Annotated in this window: 18 protein-coding genes; 9 read left to right on the forward strand and 9 right to left on the reverse strand. The window is 62.3% G+C overall.

The genetic code is table 11. The features are described from left to right. Nucleotides 1-54: 54 nt before the first annotated feature. Entirely contained in the window at nucleotides 55-1,347 is a 1,293-nt protein-coding gene (gene tgt, locus KAZ48_07405; GenBank protein MBP7972611.1) for a tRNA guanosine(34) transglycosylase Tgt, read from the forward strand. Here tgt and KAZ48_07410 read toward each other — a convergent pair whose 3' ends face one another. The 3 genes from KAZ48_07410 to KAZ48_07420 form a co-directional block, all read right to left on the reverse strand. Continuing rightward, entirely contained in the window at nucleotides 1,348-2,007 is a 660-nt protein-coding gene (locus tag KAZ48_07410; protein MBP7972612.1) for a queuosine precursor transporter, read from the reverse strand. It lies immediately after the preceding gene. A gap of 44 nt (nucleotides 2,008-2,051) precedes the next feature. Further along, nucleotides 2,052-3,281 carry a hypothetical protein gene (locus KAZ48_07415; GenBank protein ID MBP7972613.1) on the reverse strand — a complete coding sequence of 410 codons (1,230 nt, stop codon included), beginning with the start codon at nucleotides 3,279-3,281 and terminating at the stop codon, nucleotides 2,052-2,054. Between the two features lie 79 nt (nucleotides 3,282-3,360). Continuing rightward, complete coding sequence (locus KAZ48_07420; protein ID MBP7972614.1) at nucleotides 3,361-4,728, reverse strand: TrpB-like pyridoxal phosphate-dependent enzyme; 1,368 nt, start codon at nucleotides 4,726-4,728, stop codon at nucleotides 3,361-3,363. A 183-nt stretch (nucleotides 4,729-4,911) separates the two neighbouring features. Between KAZ48_07420 and KAZ48_07425 the strand changes: the two genes are divergently transcribed. Continuing rightward, nucleotides 4,912-5,748, forward strand: coding sequence for a hypothetical protein (locus KAZ48_07425; GenBank protein MBP7972615.1), 837 nt, complete (start codon nucleotides 4,912-4,914; stop codon nucleotides 5,746-5,748). A 3-nt stretch (nucleotides 5,749-5,751) separates the two neighbouring features. On the opposite strand, the gene KAZ48_07430 is transcribed toward KAZ48_07425, so the two are convergent. From KAZ48_07430 to KAZ48_07440, 3 genes are all read right to left on the reverse strand, one after another. Further along, nucleotides 5,752-6,468, reverse strand: coding sequence for a peroxiredoxin (locus KAZ48_07430; protein MBP7972616.1), 717 nt, complete (start codon nucleotides 6,466-6,468; stop codon nucleotides 5,752-5,754). Between the two features lie 76 nt (nucleotides 6,469-6,544). Continuing rightward, the gene (locus KAZ48_07435; protein MBP7972617.1) at nucleotides 6,545-7,246 is read right to left on the reverse strand and encodes a sigma-70 family RNA polymerase sigma factor; all 702 of its coding nucleotides are present in this window, start codon (nucleotides 7,244-7,246) and stop codon (nucleotides 6,545-6,547) included. Nucleotides 7,247-7,256: 10 nt separating this feature from the next. Continuing rightward, nucleotides 7,257-7,466, reverse strand: coding sequence for a DUF2892 domain-containing protein (locus KAZ48_07440; GenBank protein MBP7972618.1), 210 nt, complete (start codon nucleotides 7,464-7,466; stop codon nucleotides 7,257-7,259). Nucleotides 7,467-7,685: 219 nt separating this feature from the next. Between KAZ48_07440 and KAZ48_07445 the strand changes: the two genes are divergently transcribed. From KAZ48_07445 to KAZ48_07460, 4 genes are all read left to right on the forward strand, one after another. After that, nucleotides 7,686-8,405, forward strand: coding sequence for a DUF4190 domain-containing protein (locus KAZ48_07445; GenBank protein MBP7972619.1), 720 nt, complete (start codon nucleotides 7,686-7,688; stop codon nucleotides 8,403-8,405). Between the two features lie 133 nt (nucleotides 8,406-8,538). Then, a complete protein-coding gene (locus KAZ48_07450) occupies nucleotides 8,539-9,189 on the forward strand; it encodes a fasciclin domain-containing protein (GenBank protein MBP7972620.1) in 651 nt (216 codons plus the stop codon). A 67-nt stretch (nucleotides 9,190-9,256) separates the two neighbouring features. Continuing rightward, nucleotides 9,257-9,814: a sigma-70 family RNA polymerase sigma factor gene (locus KAZ48_07455; GenBank protein ID MBP7972621.1), complete on the forward strand. Its 558-nt coding sequence runs from the start codon at nucleotides 9,257-9,259 to the stop codon at nucleotides 9,812-9,814. After that, nucleotides 9,801-10,625, forward strand: a complete 825-nt coding sequence (locus KAZ48_07460; GenBank protein ID MBP7972622.1) for an anti-sigma factor — start codon at nucleotides 9,801-9,803, stop codon at nucleotides 10,623-10,625. Before KAZ48_07455 ends, KAZ48_07460 begins: the two co-directional genes overlap by 14 nt. 42 nt (nucleotides 10,626-10,667) lie before the next feature. Here KAZ48_07460 and ald read toward each other — a convergent pair whose 3' ends face one another. After that, on the reverse strand, nucleotides 10,668-11,753 hold the full coding sequence (gene ald, locus KAZ48_07465; protein MBP7972623.1) for an alanine dehydrogenase: 1,086 nt from the start codon (nucleotides 11,751-11,753) through the stop codon (nucleotides 10,668-10,670). 118 nt (nucleotides 11,754-11,871) lie between these two features. On the opposite strand from ald, the gene KAZ48_07470 reads away from it, so the two are divergent. From KAZ48_07470 to KAZ48_07480, 3 genes are read left to right on the forward strand one after another with little or no spacing between them, the layout of a single operon-like run. Further along, nucleotides 11,872-12,435 (forward strand): LemA family protein, encoded by a 564-nt coding sequence (locus KAZ48_07470; protein MBP7972624.1) that lies wholly within the window; start codon nucleotides 11,872-11,874, stop codon nucleotides 12,433-12,435. Next, the gene (locus KAZ48_07475; protein ID MBP7972625.1) at nucleotides 12,432-13,334 is read left to right on the forward strand and encodes a M48 family metallopeptidase; all 903 of its coding nucleotides are present in this window, start codon (nucleotides 12,432-12,434) and stop codon (nucleotides 13,332-13,334) included. The genes KAZ48_07470 and KAZ48_07475 overlap by 4 nt, the downstream gene beginning before the upstream one ends. Then, nucleotides 13,331-14,083 (forward strand): hypothetical protein, encoded by a 753-nt coding sequence (locus KAZ48_07480; GenBank protein MBP7972626.1) that lies wholly within the window; start codon nucleotides 13,331-13,333, stop codon nucleotides 14,081-14,083. Before KAZ48_07475 ends, KAZ48_07480 begins: the two co-directional genes overlap by 4 nt. Before the next feature lie 16 nt (nucleotides 14,084-14,099). On the opposite strand, the gene KAZ48_07485 is transcribed toward KAZ48_07480, so the two are convergent. Next, nucleotides 14,100-15,083, reverse strand: coding sequence for a pirin family protein (locus KAZ48_07485; GenBank protein MBP7972627.1), 984 nt, complete (start codon nucleotides 15,081-15,083; stop codon nucleotides 14,100-14,102). 136 nt (nucleotides 15,084-15,219) lie between these two features. Further along, the coding region (locus tag KAZ48_07490) for a copper-translocating P-type ATPase (GenBank protein ID MBP7972628.1) at nucleotides 15,220-17,421 on the reverse strand (2,202 nt) is incomplete at its 5' end.

The following is a 17,421-nucleotide window of genomic DNA, read 5'->3' on the forward strand; positions in this document are numbered from 1 at the left end:
ACCTGAGCGGGGCGAGTCCACGACTGCGTCGCACCACGCAGGTGCGTATTCTCGCTGGCGACCCAATGCAACTGTCGGAGCCTTCCTCGCTCCCGACCCAATGCAACTGTCGGAGAGGTACGAGTGGCGAGCAAGCTAACCAACTTCTCCGTGGGAGGTCGCATCTCGGATAGGGCCGGACGGCCTCGGCTAGGTCGCACCGGCACGTTGCACACGCCCCATGGCGACATCGCCACGCCGGCCTTCATCCCGGTCGGCACCAAGGCCACCGTCAAGGCCGTCTTGCCTGAGTCGATGCGTGAACTCGGCGCGCAGGCGGTCCTGGCAAATGCCTACCATCTGTATTTGCAACCGGGACCGGCTGTCATCGATGCAGCCGGGGGTCTGAGCACGTTCATGAATTGGCCCGGGCCCACCTTCACTGACAGTGGTGGCTTCCAGGTGATGTCGCTCGGTGTTGGCTTCAAGAAAGTGCTGGCGATGGATGCGAGCACCGTGCGCTCCGATGATGTGATCGCCGTTGGCAAGACCCGGCTGGCCCACGTCGACGACGACGGGGTCACGTTCAAATCCCACCTCGACGGCTCGATGCATCGGTTCACGCCGGAGATCTCGATGCAGATCCAGCACCAACTCGGTGCCGATGTCATCTTTGCCTTTGACGAATGCACGACCTTGCTGAACACCCGTGCCTATCAGGAAACCTCGCTGGCCAGAACCCATGCCTGGGCCCAGCGCTGCATCGTGGAACACGAAAGACTGACGGCAGAGCGCGATCATCGGCCGTACCAAGCGCTGTTCGCCGTGGTGCAGGGCGCGCAGTACGAGGACCTGCGCCGACGAGCCGCTCGGGAGTTGGCCGTGCTCGGTTTCGATGGTTTCGGGATTGGGGGTGCGCTGGAAAAGGGCCAGCTCGGAGAGATCATTCGCTGGGTCAATGAGGAACTTCCGGAGGATCGCCCTCGGCACCTGCTCGGGATCGGTGAGCCCGACGACTTGTTCACAGCAATCGAGAACGGCGCAGACACCTTCGATTGCGTTTCAGCGTCACGGGTGGCGCGCAACAGCGCGGTCTACACAAAGACGGGTCGGCAGAACCTCTCCAGGAGCAGCAACCGAACCGACTTCTCGCCGATCGAATCCGACTGCGCCTGCTACACCTGCGCCCACTACACCCGCGCCTACATCCACCATCTCTTCAAAGCGAAAGAGATGCTCGCGTCCACACTGGCCACGATTCACAACGAGCACTTCATTGTCGGACTGGTTGATCGCATCAGGAACAGCATCGCCGACGGTTCGTTCGACGAACTAAAGCGGGAGTTCTTGGGCTCCTACTACCGGTGACTAGCGAACCTCGACCGCTGGCGGGTTTGGCAGCACGTAGGTCGGTTCGTGGCGCTTGACCAAGGCAATGACACGATAGGTGATCGGCAGCAGAACGACCTCCAGGCCAACCTTGTAGACGTAGCCGACGATCACATAGTTGAGGAAGTCACCGCCGGTGATGATGCCGTAGAAGGCGATCGTGCAGAAGACGACGGTATCGGCAGCTTCCCCAACCAACGTCGAGCCAATGAGCCGCATCCACAGCTTCTTCTCCTGTGTGCGCTCCTTGATTTTGACGAGCACGTACGCGTTGAGGAACTGGCCGACTAGGTACCCGGCCAGACTCGCCACCACGATGCGGGGAACGAATCCTAGGACGGCAGCGAAGGCTTCCTGGTTCTCGTATCCGGGTGCGGGCGGAGAGATCTGCACAATCCAGAAGGTGAACGCGGCCAGCATCGCGAGGCCAAAACCAAGGTAGATCGCGCGGGTGGCGGCTTTGAGGCCATATACCTCGCTGAGTACATCGCCAGTGATGTAGACGAGCGGGAACAGGAACGCACCGCCGTCGGTGATGATGGGCCCGAACTCGATCAGTTTGGTGGCACCGATGTTGGAGATGAGCAGCAAACCGCAGAAGATTGCGACGACGGTCGCGTAGTGCCCGGAGCCCGTCATTGCGTAACGCGGCGACTTGCTGGGTCGGGTGTCGAGACCCACTGTTAGGTCAGCTCCAACGCGGCAGCGGCCTGGCGCAAACCGTCTCGGGCCGAAGGGTGCGCGGCCCGGTTGATCAGGTGCTCGGCCTGTTCGCGTTCCGATGCCCCGATCAGCCACGCAACCCCCTGCTCGGTCACGATTCCGCTTTGTTGAAAGCTGGTGGCTGGTCCGTCGAGCATTCCGACGATCGAGGATCTGTTTGCTTTCGGATGCCACGATGGCAGCGCGATGAACGACTTCCCACCCGAAGCGTGCAGCGAGCCAATGATGAAGTCGGTGGAACCGCCGAAGCCGGAGTAGATGGCACCTTTCACCCGGCTAGCGTTTGCCTGGCCGTAGAGGTCGACCTGCAGTGCGCCGTTGACGCTCATCATTGCGTGATTCTTGGCGATCAAGGCGGGGTCGTTGCACCGTTCGGTGCGCAGCATCGAGATCCGGGGATTTCCGTCAGCCCATGCGTAAAGATCGTCCGAGCCGATCATGAAGCTGGTTCGCACCGGAACGTCAGGGTCGAGCGCCCCTGTACGTTCAAGTTCAAGCACTCCGTCGCTGATCGTCTCTGACCAGATGCGAAGGTCGCGGAAGGACGTCACCGAATTCAAGACCGCATCGGGAACCGCGCCGATGCCAAGCTGCATGGTCGCACCGTTGTGGACATGCGCGCCGACGAGTTCCCCAATGCGCAGCGAGGTGTCATCCGGCGCCGTCGGAGCAATCGCCATGATCCGTTCTTCGACCTCGATAAGGTAGTCGATGTCGCTGAGGTCGACCAAAGCGTCACCCAAAGTCCGAGGCATATGGGGATTGACCACGGCGACCACGATGCCGCCGTGCGAACGGGCCGCGTCGATTGCGGCCGGCAGCACGTTGACCTCGATACCGAGGCTGACGGCGCCGTCCCGGGGAGGGGAGGTGTGGAGGATCACGGCATCGGGTCGCATGGCATGACGCAGCAGCACTGGTTGCATCGACAGTCGGCACGGCACGTACCGAAGGTTCGGCGCCCCGCGCATTCCTGGTCCGACAAAGATGGTCTCGAGGGTGACGCCGTCGCGTTGCGGCAGTGGTGCGATCGCGTTGAGCAGATTGAGAGTGACTCGCTCCAGCGTCTGATCGACGATCTCGATGATCTCCATGGGAGTGGCGACGTTGCCGGACACCACGATGCGCGGGTTATCGGGCAGGCGACTCAGGATGGACTGAAGCTGCTGGATCGTAATCGTTTTCGGCACGGGCACATCTTGTCCTGAGCAGCGGCGGGGTCGCCACAGGTGGTCGACAACGCCGCTGCTGGGCAGTTCCGGGCACGCTTCAGATCGCGGGGATGGTCTCCAACGCAGCGGCAAACCGCGCATCGGAAACTGCCTCGTCCTGCATCTGCCCAGTGAGGTAGGAGTCGTATGCGGGCAAATCGAAGTGTCCGTGACCGCACAGGGCAGTCAGAATCACCGTCTCCTCGCCGGTTTCCCTGGCGCGCTTGGCTTCCCTAACTGCCAGCGCCAACGCGTGGGTCGGCTCCGGAGCCGCAACTATCCCCTCGGTTCTGGCGAATTGGACCGCAGCGGCGAAGCACTCGGTCTGCGGGACTGCCTCGGCATCCATCAGACCCTCTTCGTAGACGTGCGAGATCAGCGGTGCCATGCCGTGATAGCGCAGCCCGCCAGCGTGGATCGGATCGGGAATGAAGTCATGACCCAGGGTGTGCATCTTCATCAGCGGAGTCATTCCGGCGGTGTCGCCGAAGTCGTAGGCGTACACACCGCGGGTAAGCGATGGACAACTGGCCGGCTCGGCAGCAAGAATCCGTGGGCTGATCTTGCCCGCCAATTTCTCCCGCAGGAACGGGAAGCTCAAACCGGCGAAGTTCGATCCACCTCCGGTACAGCCCACAATCAAGGTGGGGGTATCGCCAGCCTTGGCCAGTTGCAGGATCGCTTCTTCACCAATGATCGTCTGGTGCAGCAGGACGTGGTTGAGGACCGACCCCAGCGCGTACCGGACGGTCGGGTCCTGGGCCGCAACCTCGACTGCCTCGGAGATGGCGATCCCGAGCGATCCAGATTGATTGGCCGGATTTGCCCCGAGCGCGCGACCCACTTCCGTCAGGTCGCTGGGGGAGCGGTGGACCACTCCGCCGAACGCCTCAATCATCAGTCGGCGGTAGGGCTTGGAATCGTAGGAGGCACCGACCTGCCAGATCTCGCACTCCATGTCGAAGAGTGCGCAAGCAAATGCCAGTGCAGTGCCCCACTGGCCAGCGCCGGTCTCAGTAGTCAGCTTGCGGACACCCTCGGCGGCGTTGTAGTACGCCTGCGGGACGGCGGTATTCGGCTTGTGCGAACCGGCCGGTGAGACGCCTTCGTACTTGTAGTAGATCCGAGCCGGGGTATCGAGCGCCTTCTCCAACCGGTGTGCGCGGAACAGCGGGCTTGGTCGCCACTGTCGGTAGACGTCCAGTACTCCGCCGGGAATCTCGATGTAGCGCTGCGTCGAAACCTCTTGCTCGATCAATGCCATCGGAAAGAGGGGAGCGAGGTCTGCTGGTCCGACCGGCTCGTGCGTCCCGGGGTGCAGCGGCGGGGGCGGAGGTGTTGGCAAGTCAGCGACGATGTTGTACCAGTTGGTCGGCATCTCGTCTTCGCTGAGTTCGAACTTGTGTCGCTTGACTGAGTCATCCATCGGGTTCATGGTCACGAGCCTAGGCTGCCGTCACCATGGCGACGAGGTCCACCATTCGCGTGTCGGGCCATCTGCGCTGGCGCCAGCGAATTTCCACATTCGCCGCGTGTCTGCGTGCCGGGATCCCGGTGAGGGTGGACGCTGCCGATTAGGGTTTCGTCCAAGCCCGCCGATCTTGCGCGGGTGCCCAATATCGAGGTGGCTGCGGCCGTCGCGGTTGAGAGGTTCAGGGTCATGTCACACAGCGGCTGGTTGATCGGTGCGCACGGCACGGTCACGGCTGCTCGGCGCTACCCCTTTGGTGCGGTACCGGAAGATCAAGGTATCCGTGACCAGGTGCCGACCCTGCGAGATCCCAGTGTGCTTTCGGTTGCCCTGCCTGGCCTCTGGCTTGTGGTGATGGGAATCTTCGCATCGTTCTTTGTCAGTCCCTGGTACTTGCTCGGGGTGGTCGTCGGGCCGGTGGTCGCGGTTGTCGCGGTGACGTTGCTCGGAATCTGGCGCTGCTCGCAACTCGCGGTGGAATTGTCCGAAGAGCACCTGTTCGTCAATAGGTCCGAATTGATCGATGGGGCTATCCGGATTGCCTGCGCGACCCCGATTGTCCGGGAGGTCGCCGATGCTGAACTCCAGTTGCGCTACATGCACTGCCTGGCCGAACTGCGCCGACTCGATACTCCGGCCAGGCGTGACATCGTCGAGTTGGAGGCTACCTGGCAGTACCACGCGGTCGGTTTCACCTGGCTGTGTGAGCAGTTGGCCGCAGCCGCCTCGGCATGTGCTCAATACGCCGGAATCGACCTGAGTCAATCCAGCGCAAACGACGGCACACACCTGCAGAAAACGATCGACTTGCGCGCGAACGTCATCCACTTGGAGGAGCTACTCACCGAAGAACCGGTCGAGGAGTCCAAGCACGAGCCGGACGGTTCGCCCTCATCGACCGAACTGATCGCAGCGAGAGTACGAGCGGCGGGACGGGCGAAGATTCGCCTGCCCCGCCGGATCGAACATCCTTAGTCGCTACTTGGCAAGGACCCGATCGAGCACGGTCTGCTCGGAGAGTTCCTTGGTGCAGAAGAACCAGTCCTCGCACTCGACACCTTCTTCAGCGCCAGCAACTCGATCTGCCGCAACCCCGCACGAGCCGGCAGTGGGAACAATGACTCGGTCGCCAGGACGCCAGTCAGCAGGAGTCGCAACCCCAAACTCATCGGCCGTCTGTAGTGCCACCACAACGCGGTATAGCTCATCGAAGTTGCGCCCGAGGCTCAGCGGGTAGTAGATGATGGTCCGAATCTTGCCTGTTGGATCGATCACGAAGACCGCGCGCACGGCCTGGGTCGTGCTCTCACCGGGCTGGATCATCCCGTACTTCTTGGCGACGTTCATGGAGATGTCTTCAATGAGGGGGAACGTCACCTCAACGTCACTCATCCCGTTGAAGGAGATCTTCTCCCTGATGGTGCGCAGCCAGGCAATGTGGCTGTAGAGGCCATCGATCGATAGGCCAACCAGCTTGGTGTTCGCCTTGGCGAACTTGTCCTGAAGCGAGGCGAATGTCATGAACTCAGTCGTGCAAACCGGCGTGAAGTCGGCCGGGTGGCTGAAGAGGATGACCCAATCGCCGGCAAAATCGCCGGGGAAGTCGACCTCGCCCTGGGTCGTGCTGGCGGTGAAGGCCGGTGCTTGGTCGCCGATCCGCGGCATTGAGGTGACAGTGGCTTCGGTGGTCTCCATGGCTTCTCCTTCGGTGGACTGCATCAACCTCAGTATACCCCTAGGGGTATCAACTAAACGTCATGACGTTCAATTCTCAGGTCTCCCGCAGCGCCGTTCGGACGCCGACGAGTGCATGGTAGAGCGGCGGGCAGGTCGGACAGATTTCCAGGTGCGCCTCGACTGAGGCACGTTCGGTGTCGGCAAGTGAGCCGTTCATGTAATCGCTGACACGGCTGCGCGCTTGCCAGCAATCAAGGACTTGCACGGGTGCTCCCACCGGCAGCGATGCGTCGTCGGAGAGCTCGCTGACCAGCATCATCCGGCCGCGTCGCAAGCGTTGTTTGGCTGCCGACAGGCCGATGTTCTGGATGTCAGCGATCTGCTTCATCGTCATCCCTTCCGCATCGTGCAGGACCACCGCGGCGCGGTAGATCACTGGCAATCGGTGCAGCGCCTCGTCTAACTTCCTTCGCTGCTGGGCCCGGCTCACAACTGTCTGCGCGTCGACCGTGTACGCCTCGTTGCGCCAGAGTGCCTCGACCGATTCAGCCAACTCGTCGACTGGCACCTCTCGCTTGCGACGAGATTGGTCAACTGCGAGGTTGTGGGCGATTCGGTGCAGCCAGGTCGAAAGTCCAGAGTCGCCATGGAAGCTCGCGGAATGCTCCAACGCGCGGGTCATCGTCTCCTGCGCGAGGTCCTGGGCCTGCTGCGGATCGCGAGTCAGAGTGCGGGTGAACCGGAGTAGACCGTCGGCCTGGTCCGGCAGTTCCTGTGCCAGCTGGTCGCGATCCATGCGGCCAACGTTAGTGCTGCTTGACCGGGCAGGTCGAGAGTCCAAACACCCGGTAGATAGGGCAGAAACCAACCGCCCCCGTAACGAGTAGGACTACGCCGACAATCCCCAGCACGATGCCGAGGACGGACCCGATGCCGATCAGCAGTGCTACAACAACGGCCACCACGCCTGCAACTGCCCGGGCGGCCCGATCCACAGTGCCTTCATTGGTAAGCATGACGTTCCTCCAAGAATTCCTCGTTGTGGTGCTTGCACTACATAGACGTACGAGGAGAGCAGATGGATACATGCCTACTTTCGTCGCACATTTGAGGCGAGTTCCTGGCAATCGATTGCGCGCACCACTAGCGTTCCAGGTAGAGGTGCCTGTTCTTTGGTTGTGGCACCGCACAGTGAGCGTTGCTGAAACAGTGAGACCTACTGAAAGGAAGCTGTCATGAGCACCCCCGAGGACGGTCCCCAAGTTCCACCGTCGGTACCGCCGGTGCAACCTCCCCCGCCTCCTGCCCAGCCGCCGGTTCCCCCGCCTGCCGGCGGAGGCGCGCCGCCACCCCCGCCGGTTCCGCCGGCAGGCCAGCCGCCCATGCCCGGTGCTCAACCGCAGAAGACGAACTTGCCCGTCATCTCGTTGGTACTTGGAATCCTGTCGATCTTCTGCCTTGGCTTCATTTCGGGCATCGCGGCGATCATCACCGGCATCATGGGCCGCAAGCGCTCCAAAGAACTGGGCCAGAGCCCGACCATGGCGACGTGGGGCATCATCACCGGCATCGTCGGATCGATCATCTCGATCGTGATTCTGATCGTGGTGCTTGTTAGTGGCGCTTTCTTCGTCAACACAGCCAGCAACCAAGTGACGGTCGCTAAGCAATTACGACCGGCGACTGTCGCGGCGGAGCAGTATGCGGCCGCCAACAATGGCAGCTTCGAGGGCCTGACTACCCAAGCGCTGTCCAGTTTCAACTTCGTCCCGTCAGGTGATGTGGTCGTTGACGCGGTGCCGCTGAATGCCGGTTCGAGTTATTGCATCGAGGGTCACATGAAGGACGAGCCGTTGTCGAAGATTCACGTGCCGGCCAGCGCCAACAACCGGGTGATGATCGATATCAATGGCGAGTCGTACGAGTACAGCCTCGGCGGCTGCCCAACGTCGTAGGTTCCGCTTCCATCCAGAGCGACGATGCAGTTGCCGGGAGGAAGAAATTTCCCGGCAACTGCATCCACACCAGGGTTGGCTGGCGATTACCTGTTGAACGTCCCGATCGGGGACTCCAAACAGGGAGATCGAAATGAAGTCACAGCACACCCGTCGAGCCTTGGCCGTAACAACCGCCGGGGCGGCGCTCGCGTCAGTCGGACTAGCCGCAACGGTCACCCCCGCTGCAGCGGCGCCAAAGAGCTTGGCAACCGTGTTGACCAGCGATGGGAACAAGTTTGACCGCAACTCCGGGGACTTCGATGTTGCGACTGAGGCAGTCCTCACGGTTCTGAAGGCCAAACCGGGCTCCGCCGTCGGCGCACTCACCAACCCGACGACCAAGCTGACCGCGTTCGTGCCCACGGACAAGGCATTCATGGTGTTGGCGTCAGATCTCAGTGGTAAGCACATCACGAGTGAGAAGCGGGCCTTCAAAGTAGTTGCGGGCCTGGGCGTCGACACTGTCGAGACTGTCCTGCTCTACCACGTGGTGGTGGGACCAAAGATCAACGCGAAGGCCGCACTCAACGCCAATGGGGCGAAGCTAGCGACCGCGGCGGGTCCGTCAATCAAGGTGAAGGTGACCAAGCGGCCGGCCATCATTTTGCGCGACAAGGACACCAACTCGCGGAATGCCCGAGTCATTCTCAAGCTGACCAATATCAACAAGGGCAACCCGCAACTGGCACACGGGATCGACAGAGTGCTGCGTCCAGTCGACCTACCACCGACAGTGAAGTAAGCCGCAACCGGTGAGACCAGCGCTACGGGCCTTCCCGGGGGTAGCGGGCTCATGTGACACTCAATCAATGAGTGACCTTGAGCCCGCTGCCCTCGGGCAGCGCCTTGCCAACGGTGATGAAGCCGCTTTGGCGCAGGCCTATGAGCGTTGGTCCACACTCATCTACACGATCGCATTGCGGTCAGTTGGCAACCGGGAGGATGCCGCCGACATCACCCAGGCCGTCTTCGTGTCCGCATGGCGCGGCCGAGCCAACTTCAACCACACCGTTGGCGAGGTTCCGTCATGGCTGGTCGCGATCGCCAAACGTCGGATCGTCGACCACTACCGAGCCAGTGGACGGCGACCCGAAACGCCAGTCGAGGCGGTCCCGGAAGCCGTGTCGCCGGCACCGAGTGACGTCGGCGATCCGACCGCGACGATCGACCGAGTCGTGCTCGCGGCCGAAATTTCTGCGCTCGGGAACCCGGCAGATGCGATCATTCGGTTGGCGTTCTACTCAGACATGACACATCAACAAGTCGCAGAGGAACTTCGGCTGCCGCTCGGAACGGTCAAGAGCCATATTCGACGTTCATTGCTGCGAATGCGCAACCGACTGGAGGTGACCCATGCAGCACTGTGACCCCACGACGCTGGCGCTCGTCGGAATCGGAGAGGTGCCCGCCAGTGAACAAGATGCTGAGCACCTTCGTTCCTGCGCTCAGTGCCAGGCAGAAGTCGCCAGCTTCGCTCGCGTTGCCACCGTCGGCCGAAGCATCACCGTCGAGGACCAGCCGGTTGAGCCACCAGCTTCGGTCTGGGACAACATTCAGGCTCAAGTGTCGGCCAAGCCGACGGAGGACATCGTTGACACAGAATCCGGCACGAAAACCGCGAGTGGCTCCGACCCTGACCCGGGAACCTCGGCCGTCGGCGTGACAGCCGATGAACCGACCTCGATCGAGGATTTCAGTAAGCGCGGCGAGCGCGGCAAGCGCGGCAAGCGCAGCAAGTGGCTGCCGCTGGTTGCTGCCGCCGCCGTGGGAGCGCTGCTCGGCGGATCAGTCATCGCCGGAGTAGTTGCCCAGAACGACGCGAAACAGGCGCCAGCCGTGCTGGCCAGCGGGGCCCTCGCGCCTTTGCCGGACGGTGCTGATCAGCAGACAACGGGCAAGGCCCGACTGGAGCGAGCTGGCGATCAGTACGTGTTGCAGGTGTCGGCTGCGCAGTTGCCTGCCCCATCTGGATTCTTCGAAGTGTGGATGATGAATCCCGCGACCTCAGGGCTCGTTGCGGTCGGGTCTTTCAACGCAAACCAAACCGAGGCGTCCTTTCCGCTTCCGGAAGGACTGTCGCTCACCGAGTACACGACCGTTGACATCTCCGATGAACCGTTCGACGGGGTGCCGGGCCACTCGGCGGTCAGCGTGCTTCGCGGAAACCTGTCAGCCTGATCGCGTGCGCGTGCGCGTGATCGCCTCGCCGAACCGCCACGGTCAGTCCTGCAGTAGTGCGGGATGAACGACCTTGCCGCCCGACACATTGACTCCGCCAGCAAGCGCTGGATCTTGGGCTACTGCCGCTTTCCAGCCGAGGTCGGCGAGCTTTAGTACGTAAGGCGCGATGGCCGTGCTCAGGGCGAAGGTAGCGGTCCGCGGAACGGCGGCCGGCAGGTTCGTGATGCAGGAAACCAACACCCCGTGCGAGGTGAAGGTCGGCTCTGCGTGGGTCGTCGGCCGCGACACTGCGCAGTTCCCGCCTTGATCGATGGCGACATCCACCACCACGGCCCCGCGGGGCATTCGATCCAGCATCTCTTCGGTCACGATGATGGGGGCCCGAGCGCCTGGGACGAGGGCGGCACACACCACGAGGTCGGCCTCGGCGATGGAATCCTCGACCTCCAAATGATCGGTCCCGGCGACCGTCAGCACCCGACCTGAGTAATGATCGTTCACCGATCGAAGGCGGTCCAGGCTTAGGTCAACCACTGTGACCAGCCCCCGCAGACCCACGGCGACGGAGGTGGCGTGCATACCTGCGGCACCTGCGCCGATGACAACAACGTTGGCTGGCGCGACTCCGGCGATACCGCCGAGCAACAATCCCCGGCCACCCATCGGTGCGGTCAGGTAGTCGGCGCCAAACTGAACCGCGAGCCGACCAGCGATCTCTGACATCGGTGCCAGTAGCGGCAGGGAACCATCCGCGAGTTGAACGGTCTCGAACGCGATCCCGGTGCATCCGGCATCGACGAGCGCCTGCTGGCATTCGCGGGCGGCGGCTAGGTGGAGGTAGGAGAAGATCACCTGGTCTGGTCGGAACCTGGCGTACTCAGCCTCGATGGGTTCTTTGACCTTGACGATTAGGTCCGCCGCTGACCAAACGGTGTCGGCATCGGCCACTAAGCGCGCACCCGCATCGGCATACTGCGCGTCGGAGAGTCCGGAATTGAGCCCGACGCCCTCCTGGACGAGCACTTCGTGGCCACGCCGCACCAGGGCTGCCGCAAGCGAAGGGGTAACGGCAGTACGCGTCTCGTGGTCCTTGATCTCAGCCGGAACGCCAACATGCATGAGCACAGGTTCCACCTTGTGACCTGGCCATGCAACGTGGCGGCTCGGTCGCTCGTGCGGCTACACCGACTGCAGCAGTGAGTGGTGACTTGTCTACCGGGGAGCAATGAGGCAGGGTCGGTACGTGCTCACCGCCATCGTCATCGTTGTCATCGTGCTTGCAATCTTGGGGTTCGGATTCCTGCAGTTCAACAAGTTGCGTCGTTTGTCCATCGATGCGAACGAGGGATATGCCCAAATCGAGGTCCAACTGTCACGGCGATCGGATCTGATCCCCAATCTGGTCAACACGGTCAAGGGGTATGCCGAACACGAGCGTTCCGTCTTCGAATCGGTAACCAACGCCCGCGCCGCCGTGACCTCGGCTCACAGTGTCGGGGAGACCGCCGCCGCTGACGAGCAGCTGACTCGCGCGGTGCGCCAAGTGATGCTGGTGGCGGAGAACTATCCTGATCTCAAAGCGTCCACCAACTTCCTGCAATTGCAGGAGGAACTCACCACCACGGAGAACAAGATCGCCTTCTCACGCCAGTACTACAACGACACCGTGCGCAGTCTGAACACGGCGATCGTGACGTTTCCGTCAATGTTGTTTGTCGGACTGGCTGGTGCGACCAAGCGCGAGTTCTATGAGGTCCCGGACGCTTCCCAGCGGGTGGCGCCCGACGTTGGATTCAATGAGCGATGAGCGTTTCCTTCCGCGCGGAGCAGTCAAAGAACAAGCGCAAGACCTTTCTGCTGCTCTTCTGCATGTTCCTCTTCGTGGTTGCCGCAATCTGGGCGGTCGCGAACCTCGTCGGATACGGCGGGTCGGTGTGGATCGTTCCGATCGCGGTGACGATCGCCTTGGTCGGCGTGTGGGGTAGCTACTGGAACAGCGACAAGCTTGTTCTGGCGATGACCCATGCTCGAGTCATCGATCACGCAACCGCACCGCAGCTGTTCAACGTCGTCGACGAGGTTCGAATTGCCGCGGGACTGCCGATGCCGACGGTGGCAATTGTGGAAGACCCTGCTCCGAACGCATTTGCCACCGGTCGCGATCCCGACCATGCCGTGATCGCCTTTACGACCGGAATCCTGGAGGCGATGGATCGCGAGCAACTCCAAGGTGTCACCGCCCACGAGATGGCCCATGTCGGCAACCGCGACACCTTGGTCATGGCCGTGGCTGCCACGACTGCGGGACTGCTGGCGATCATCGCGGACATCGGAATCCGAATGTCGTTCTTTAGTCGCCGCGACTCGTCGAGCAACCCGATCGCCGTGATCGTTGGCCTCGTAGTGTTACTGCTTGCCCCCATCGCGGCTGTGTTGATGCGATCGGCGATCTCCCGCAAGCGCGAGTCGTTGGCTGACGCGACCGCCGTGCAGTTCACGCGTAACCCCGCCGGGCTGCGTAGGGCGTTGGAGTTACTTGCTGCCGACGGCACTGTCGTCGAAGCGAAATCGACAGCCGTCGCGCACGTGTGGATCGAATCGCCACTCGATGGCAAGGACAAGAGCCTGTTCGATACCCACCCCCCGCTGGCAGATCGCATCGCAACCCTGCGGGCGATGGAGACATCGGGCCCACATCCATCATGACCCGGTCGTTGGTGGCGGGGATAGTCGCGGTCGTGGCAGCGGTGCTTTTGTGGACTGGCGCGGGTCTGGTCGCGTTGACAAGCTTTGACAGCGTCGCCACCTGGCAGTCGCCTGGCAAGACCGACGTGCAACTGGAGCCGGGGACGTGGATGCTCTTTGAGCAGGTCCCGCAGAGTGGCTCGAATGCAGTTACCCCTAGCCAAGTCGCCGAGCAGCGAACGATGACCGTCGATGATTTCTCGGTCTTTGGTCCCCAAGGCACCACCCTGCCATTGACGTGCATGTACTGCGATTCATCCAACGCCACAGCCACCCCGCTGGACTTGAAGCTCTACAACGCCGTGGCCAGTTTCGAGGTCAACCAAGCAGGCAGCTATCAACTCAACTCGCAGGGGGCTAACGCGGTGGTCGCTGTCGGCAACCCCTACGTCACCATCACGGCTGTCACGCCGTGGCTGACAGTCATGTCCGGCATCGGCGGCATCCTGTTTGCCGTTGGAATCGTTTTGATCGTTCGCGGCCGACGGCGCAAGGTCGCGCCGTCCGCCCAACCGGTTCCGGCGGCAACCGACGTGCGGTCCCAGCATTCCGCCGAGCCGCGAGTGACGCCATCTCAGGTCAGCGCAGCCGCGCCAGCGCCGCCACCTGGACATTCACCACCGCCTGGCTGGTATCCCAACCCCTACCTTCCCGGCACGACGTCGGAGATGTGGTGGAACGGCAAGGAGTGGACTAGCAACTGGCGATAGGTTCCGAGGTTGCCCGTCACGATCCGTCGGTCGAACCGCGAACGTCCGCGTGCGCCGCAGGGATCTGACCCAACCGGCCTGCCTGGTAGTCGTCAAACGCATCCATCAGTTCTTGCTTGGTGTTCATGACAAACGGCCCGTACATGGCCACTGGTTCCCGAATTGGCTGTCCACCCAGGATGAACACTTCCAGCGCGGTGTTTCGCGAATCTTGGCTCTCGTCGGCAACCAGAGTCAGGGACTCGCCCTTGCCGAAGACCGCTAATTGCCCGGCCTGGAATGGACGGGCTTGGGTGCCCACAGTCCCGGTGCCGCCGAGGGCGTACGCGAGCGCGTTGAAATCTTGCCGCCAAGGCAGGGTCAGCGATGCGCCGGGCGCGATGGTCGCGTGAACCAGCGTGATCGGTGTGTGGGTCGAACCCGGTCCCTCGTGTCCACCGAGGCTTCCGGCAATGACGCGCACGAGTGCACCGCCGTCACCTGACCTCAACAAGGCGACCTGAGTGGCCCGGATGTCTTGGTAGCGGGGCTCGGCGAACTTGAGCGTGCGCGGGAGGTTGACCCACAACTGAACGCCGTGGAAGAGCCCGCCGGAGGCAACCAAGTGTTCCGGTGGAGTCTCGATGTGCAGGATCCCGGCACCGGCAGTCATCCACTGGGTATCACCGTTGGTGATGAGTCCACCACCGCCGTTGGAGTCGGAGTGCTCCATCTGTCCGTCGATCATGTACGTGACTGTCTCGAAGCCGCGGTGGGGATGCCAAGGGGTACCTTTCGGTTCGCCGGGGGCATACTCCACCTCGCCCATCTGGTCCATGTGGATGAACGGATCAAGATGCTTCAGATCAACCCCCGCGAATGCGCGCCGGACAGGGAATCCCTCGCCCTCGTAGCCCTTGGGTGCTGTCGAGACAGACAGGACGGGACGGCTGCCCGTGATCAGGTCAGGAGTCGGAACCCGTGGCAGGTTCAGGATGTTCTCGACGGTGATCGCTGGCATCGGGTGCTCCTCGCGCAGAATGCTCGTTAGTAGTTGACTATTGAACTACTTATCTGAACCGGTTGGAAGAGCGAAGTATTCCCGCTCACGGATGAGTAAGCCCGGCTTGGCAAGCAACGTGCCGTGGCCGCGGTGATTAACGTGTCGACAGGGGCTTGAAGCGACGAAGTCGCAAGCTGTTCGACACGACGAATACCGAACTGAACGCCATCGCGGCTCCGGCAATCATTGGATTCAACAGTCCGAACGCCGCCAAGGGGATAGCAGCCACGTTGTAAGCGAAGGCCCAGAACAGATTCCCCTTGATCGTGCGCAGCGTCGCTCGCGACAGTCGGATCGCATCGGCAGCGGATCGAAGGTCACCGCGAACCAAGGTGATGTCCGCAGCCTCGATCGCGGCGTCGGTGCCGGTACCCATGGCTAGACCAAGATCAGCCTGGGCCAGGGCTGGTGCGTCGTTGACACCATCGCCAACCATGGCCACGACGCGTCCCCGAGCCTGCAGATCCTTGATGACGTTGACTTTGCCGGCTGGCAGGATCCCGGCCACGACCTCGTCGATTCCCACCGATTCAGCGACGCTACTGGCGGCGGCGTGATTGTCGCCGGTCAGCAGCACGGGGGACAGGCCAAGTTCTCGCAGCTGCTCAATCGCCTCGACCGAGGTGTCCTTGATCGTGTCAGCTACAACGAGCGCACCCCGCAGGTGGCCGTCCCAGCCCACGAACACCACGGTGTTGCCATCCGCTTCGGCGGCGTGGGCAGCCTGGGAAGTTGTCGCATCCGCGCCGAGCGACCATTGATCGGCGAGCCACGATTGCCGTCCGGCAACCACAGCATGGCCGTCGATGACTCCTTGGACACCCAAGCCCTCAGTGTTGGTGAAGTCGTCAACCCTCCGGAGTTCAGCATCCAGCCGATCCCGGGCACCCTCGGCGATTGCCTGTGCGATCGGGTGCTCCGAGGCGGCCTCCAGTCCGCCCGCGAATGCGAGCAGGTCTGGAACCGAAGTTTCGGGCGCCGAAATGACGTCAACCAGGGCCATGTGTCCCTTGGTCACGGTGCCGGTCTTATCCAGCACGATCGTGTCAACCTTCCTGGTTGATTCCAGAACCTGCGGGCCTTTGATGAGAATTCCGAGTTGCGCGCCGCGGCCCGTTCCGACCAGCAGGGCCGTTGGCGTCGCGAGCCCCAGTGCGCAGGGGCACGCGATGATCAATACGGCAACTGCTGCAGTCATGGCGGTTTGGAAAGGGTGGCCCGTGAGCAGCCAGCCGAAGAGTACGACGATCGCGAGTCCGATCACGATTGGCACAAAGATGCCCGACACACGATCGGCCAGGCGCTGAACGTCGGCCTTCCCGTTCTGAGCGTCTTCGACCATCTTTGCCATCTGGGCAAGCTGCGTGTCCGATCCCACCCGCCTGGCCTGCAGAATCAGTCGACCTGACGTGTTGACGGTCGCGCCGACGACGGACTCGCCGGGACCGACATCGACCGGTACGGGTTCTCCGGTGAGCATCGAGGAATCGATCGCGGATCTGCCGTCAAGCACGACCGCGTCGGTGGCGATCTTCTCGCCAGGTCGAACTGCGAATCGGTCTCCCACGTGGAGTTCAGAGATCGGAACCCGCACCTCGTAGTCACCGTCGGCCGTTGTGTGCACCACTGAGACATCCTTGGCGCCCATGGACAGGAGTGCAGCCAAAGCGGCACCGGAACGCTTCTTGGCCCGCGCCTCGAAGTACCGACCGGCCAAGATGAATACCGTCACCGCGGAGGCGACCTCAAGGTAGATCTCGTTGCCCGAACCCGATTGTGCGGGCAGGAACGAGAACTCCATCTTCATGCCGTTCATACCGGCCCCGCCAAAGAAGAGCGCCCATAACGACCACAGGTAAGCGGCTCCCACCCCCACCGAGATGAGCGTGTCCATGGTGGCGACCCCATGTTTGAGGTTGGCCCAGGTGGCCTGATGGAACGGCCAGGCGCCCCAGACCACCACCGGTGACGCCAACGTCAGGGACAGCCACTGCCAATTGTCGAACTGTAGCGGCGGGACCATCGCCATCAAGACGACCGGAGTTGCCAAGACCAGCGAGATCAACAGTCGTTGCCGCAGGCTTGCTACTTCGTCGCCCTTAGCCGACTCACCATCGGCGTCGTCCGGCGCGATTTCGGCATCCGGCGACCGCGCGACGCTGGCCGTGTATCCGGTGGCTTCGACGGTCTTGATCAGCGCATCGGGAGCGACGCCGTCGTCGAACTCGACCTTGGCCTTCTCGGTTGCGTAGTTGACGGTCGCCGTGACGCCGTCCATTCGGTTGAGCTTCTTCTC

It is taken from the genome of Candidatus Nanopelagicales bacterium (assembly GCA_018003655.1).
GTDB lineage: Bacteria > Actinomycetota > Actinomycetes > S36-B12 > UBA10799 > JAGNDY01.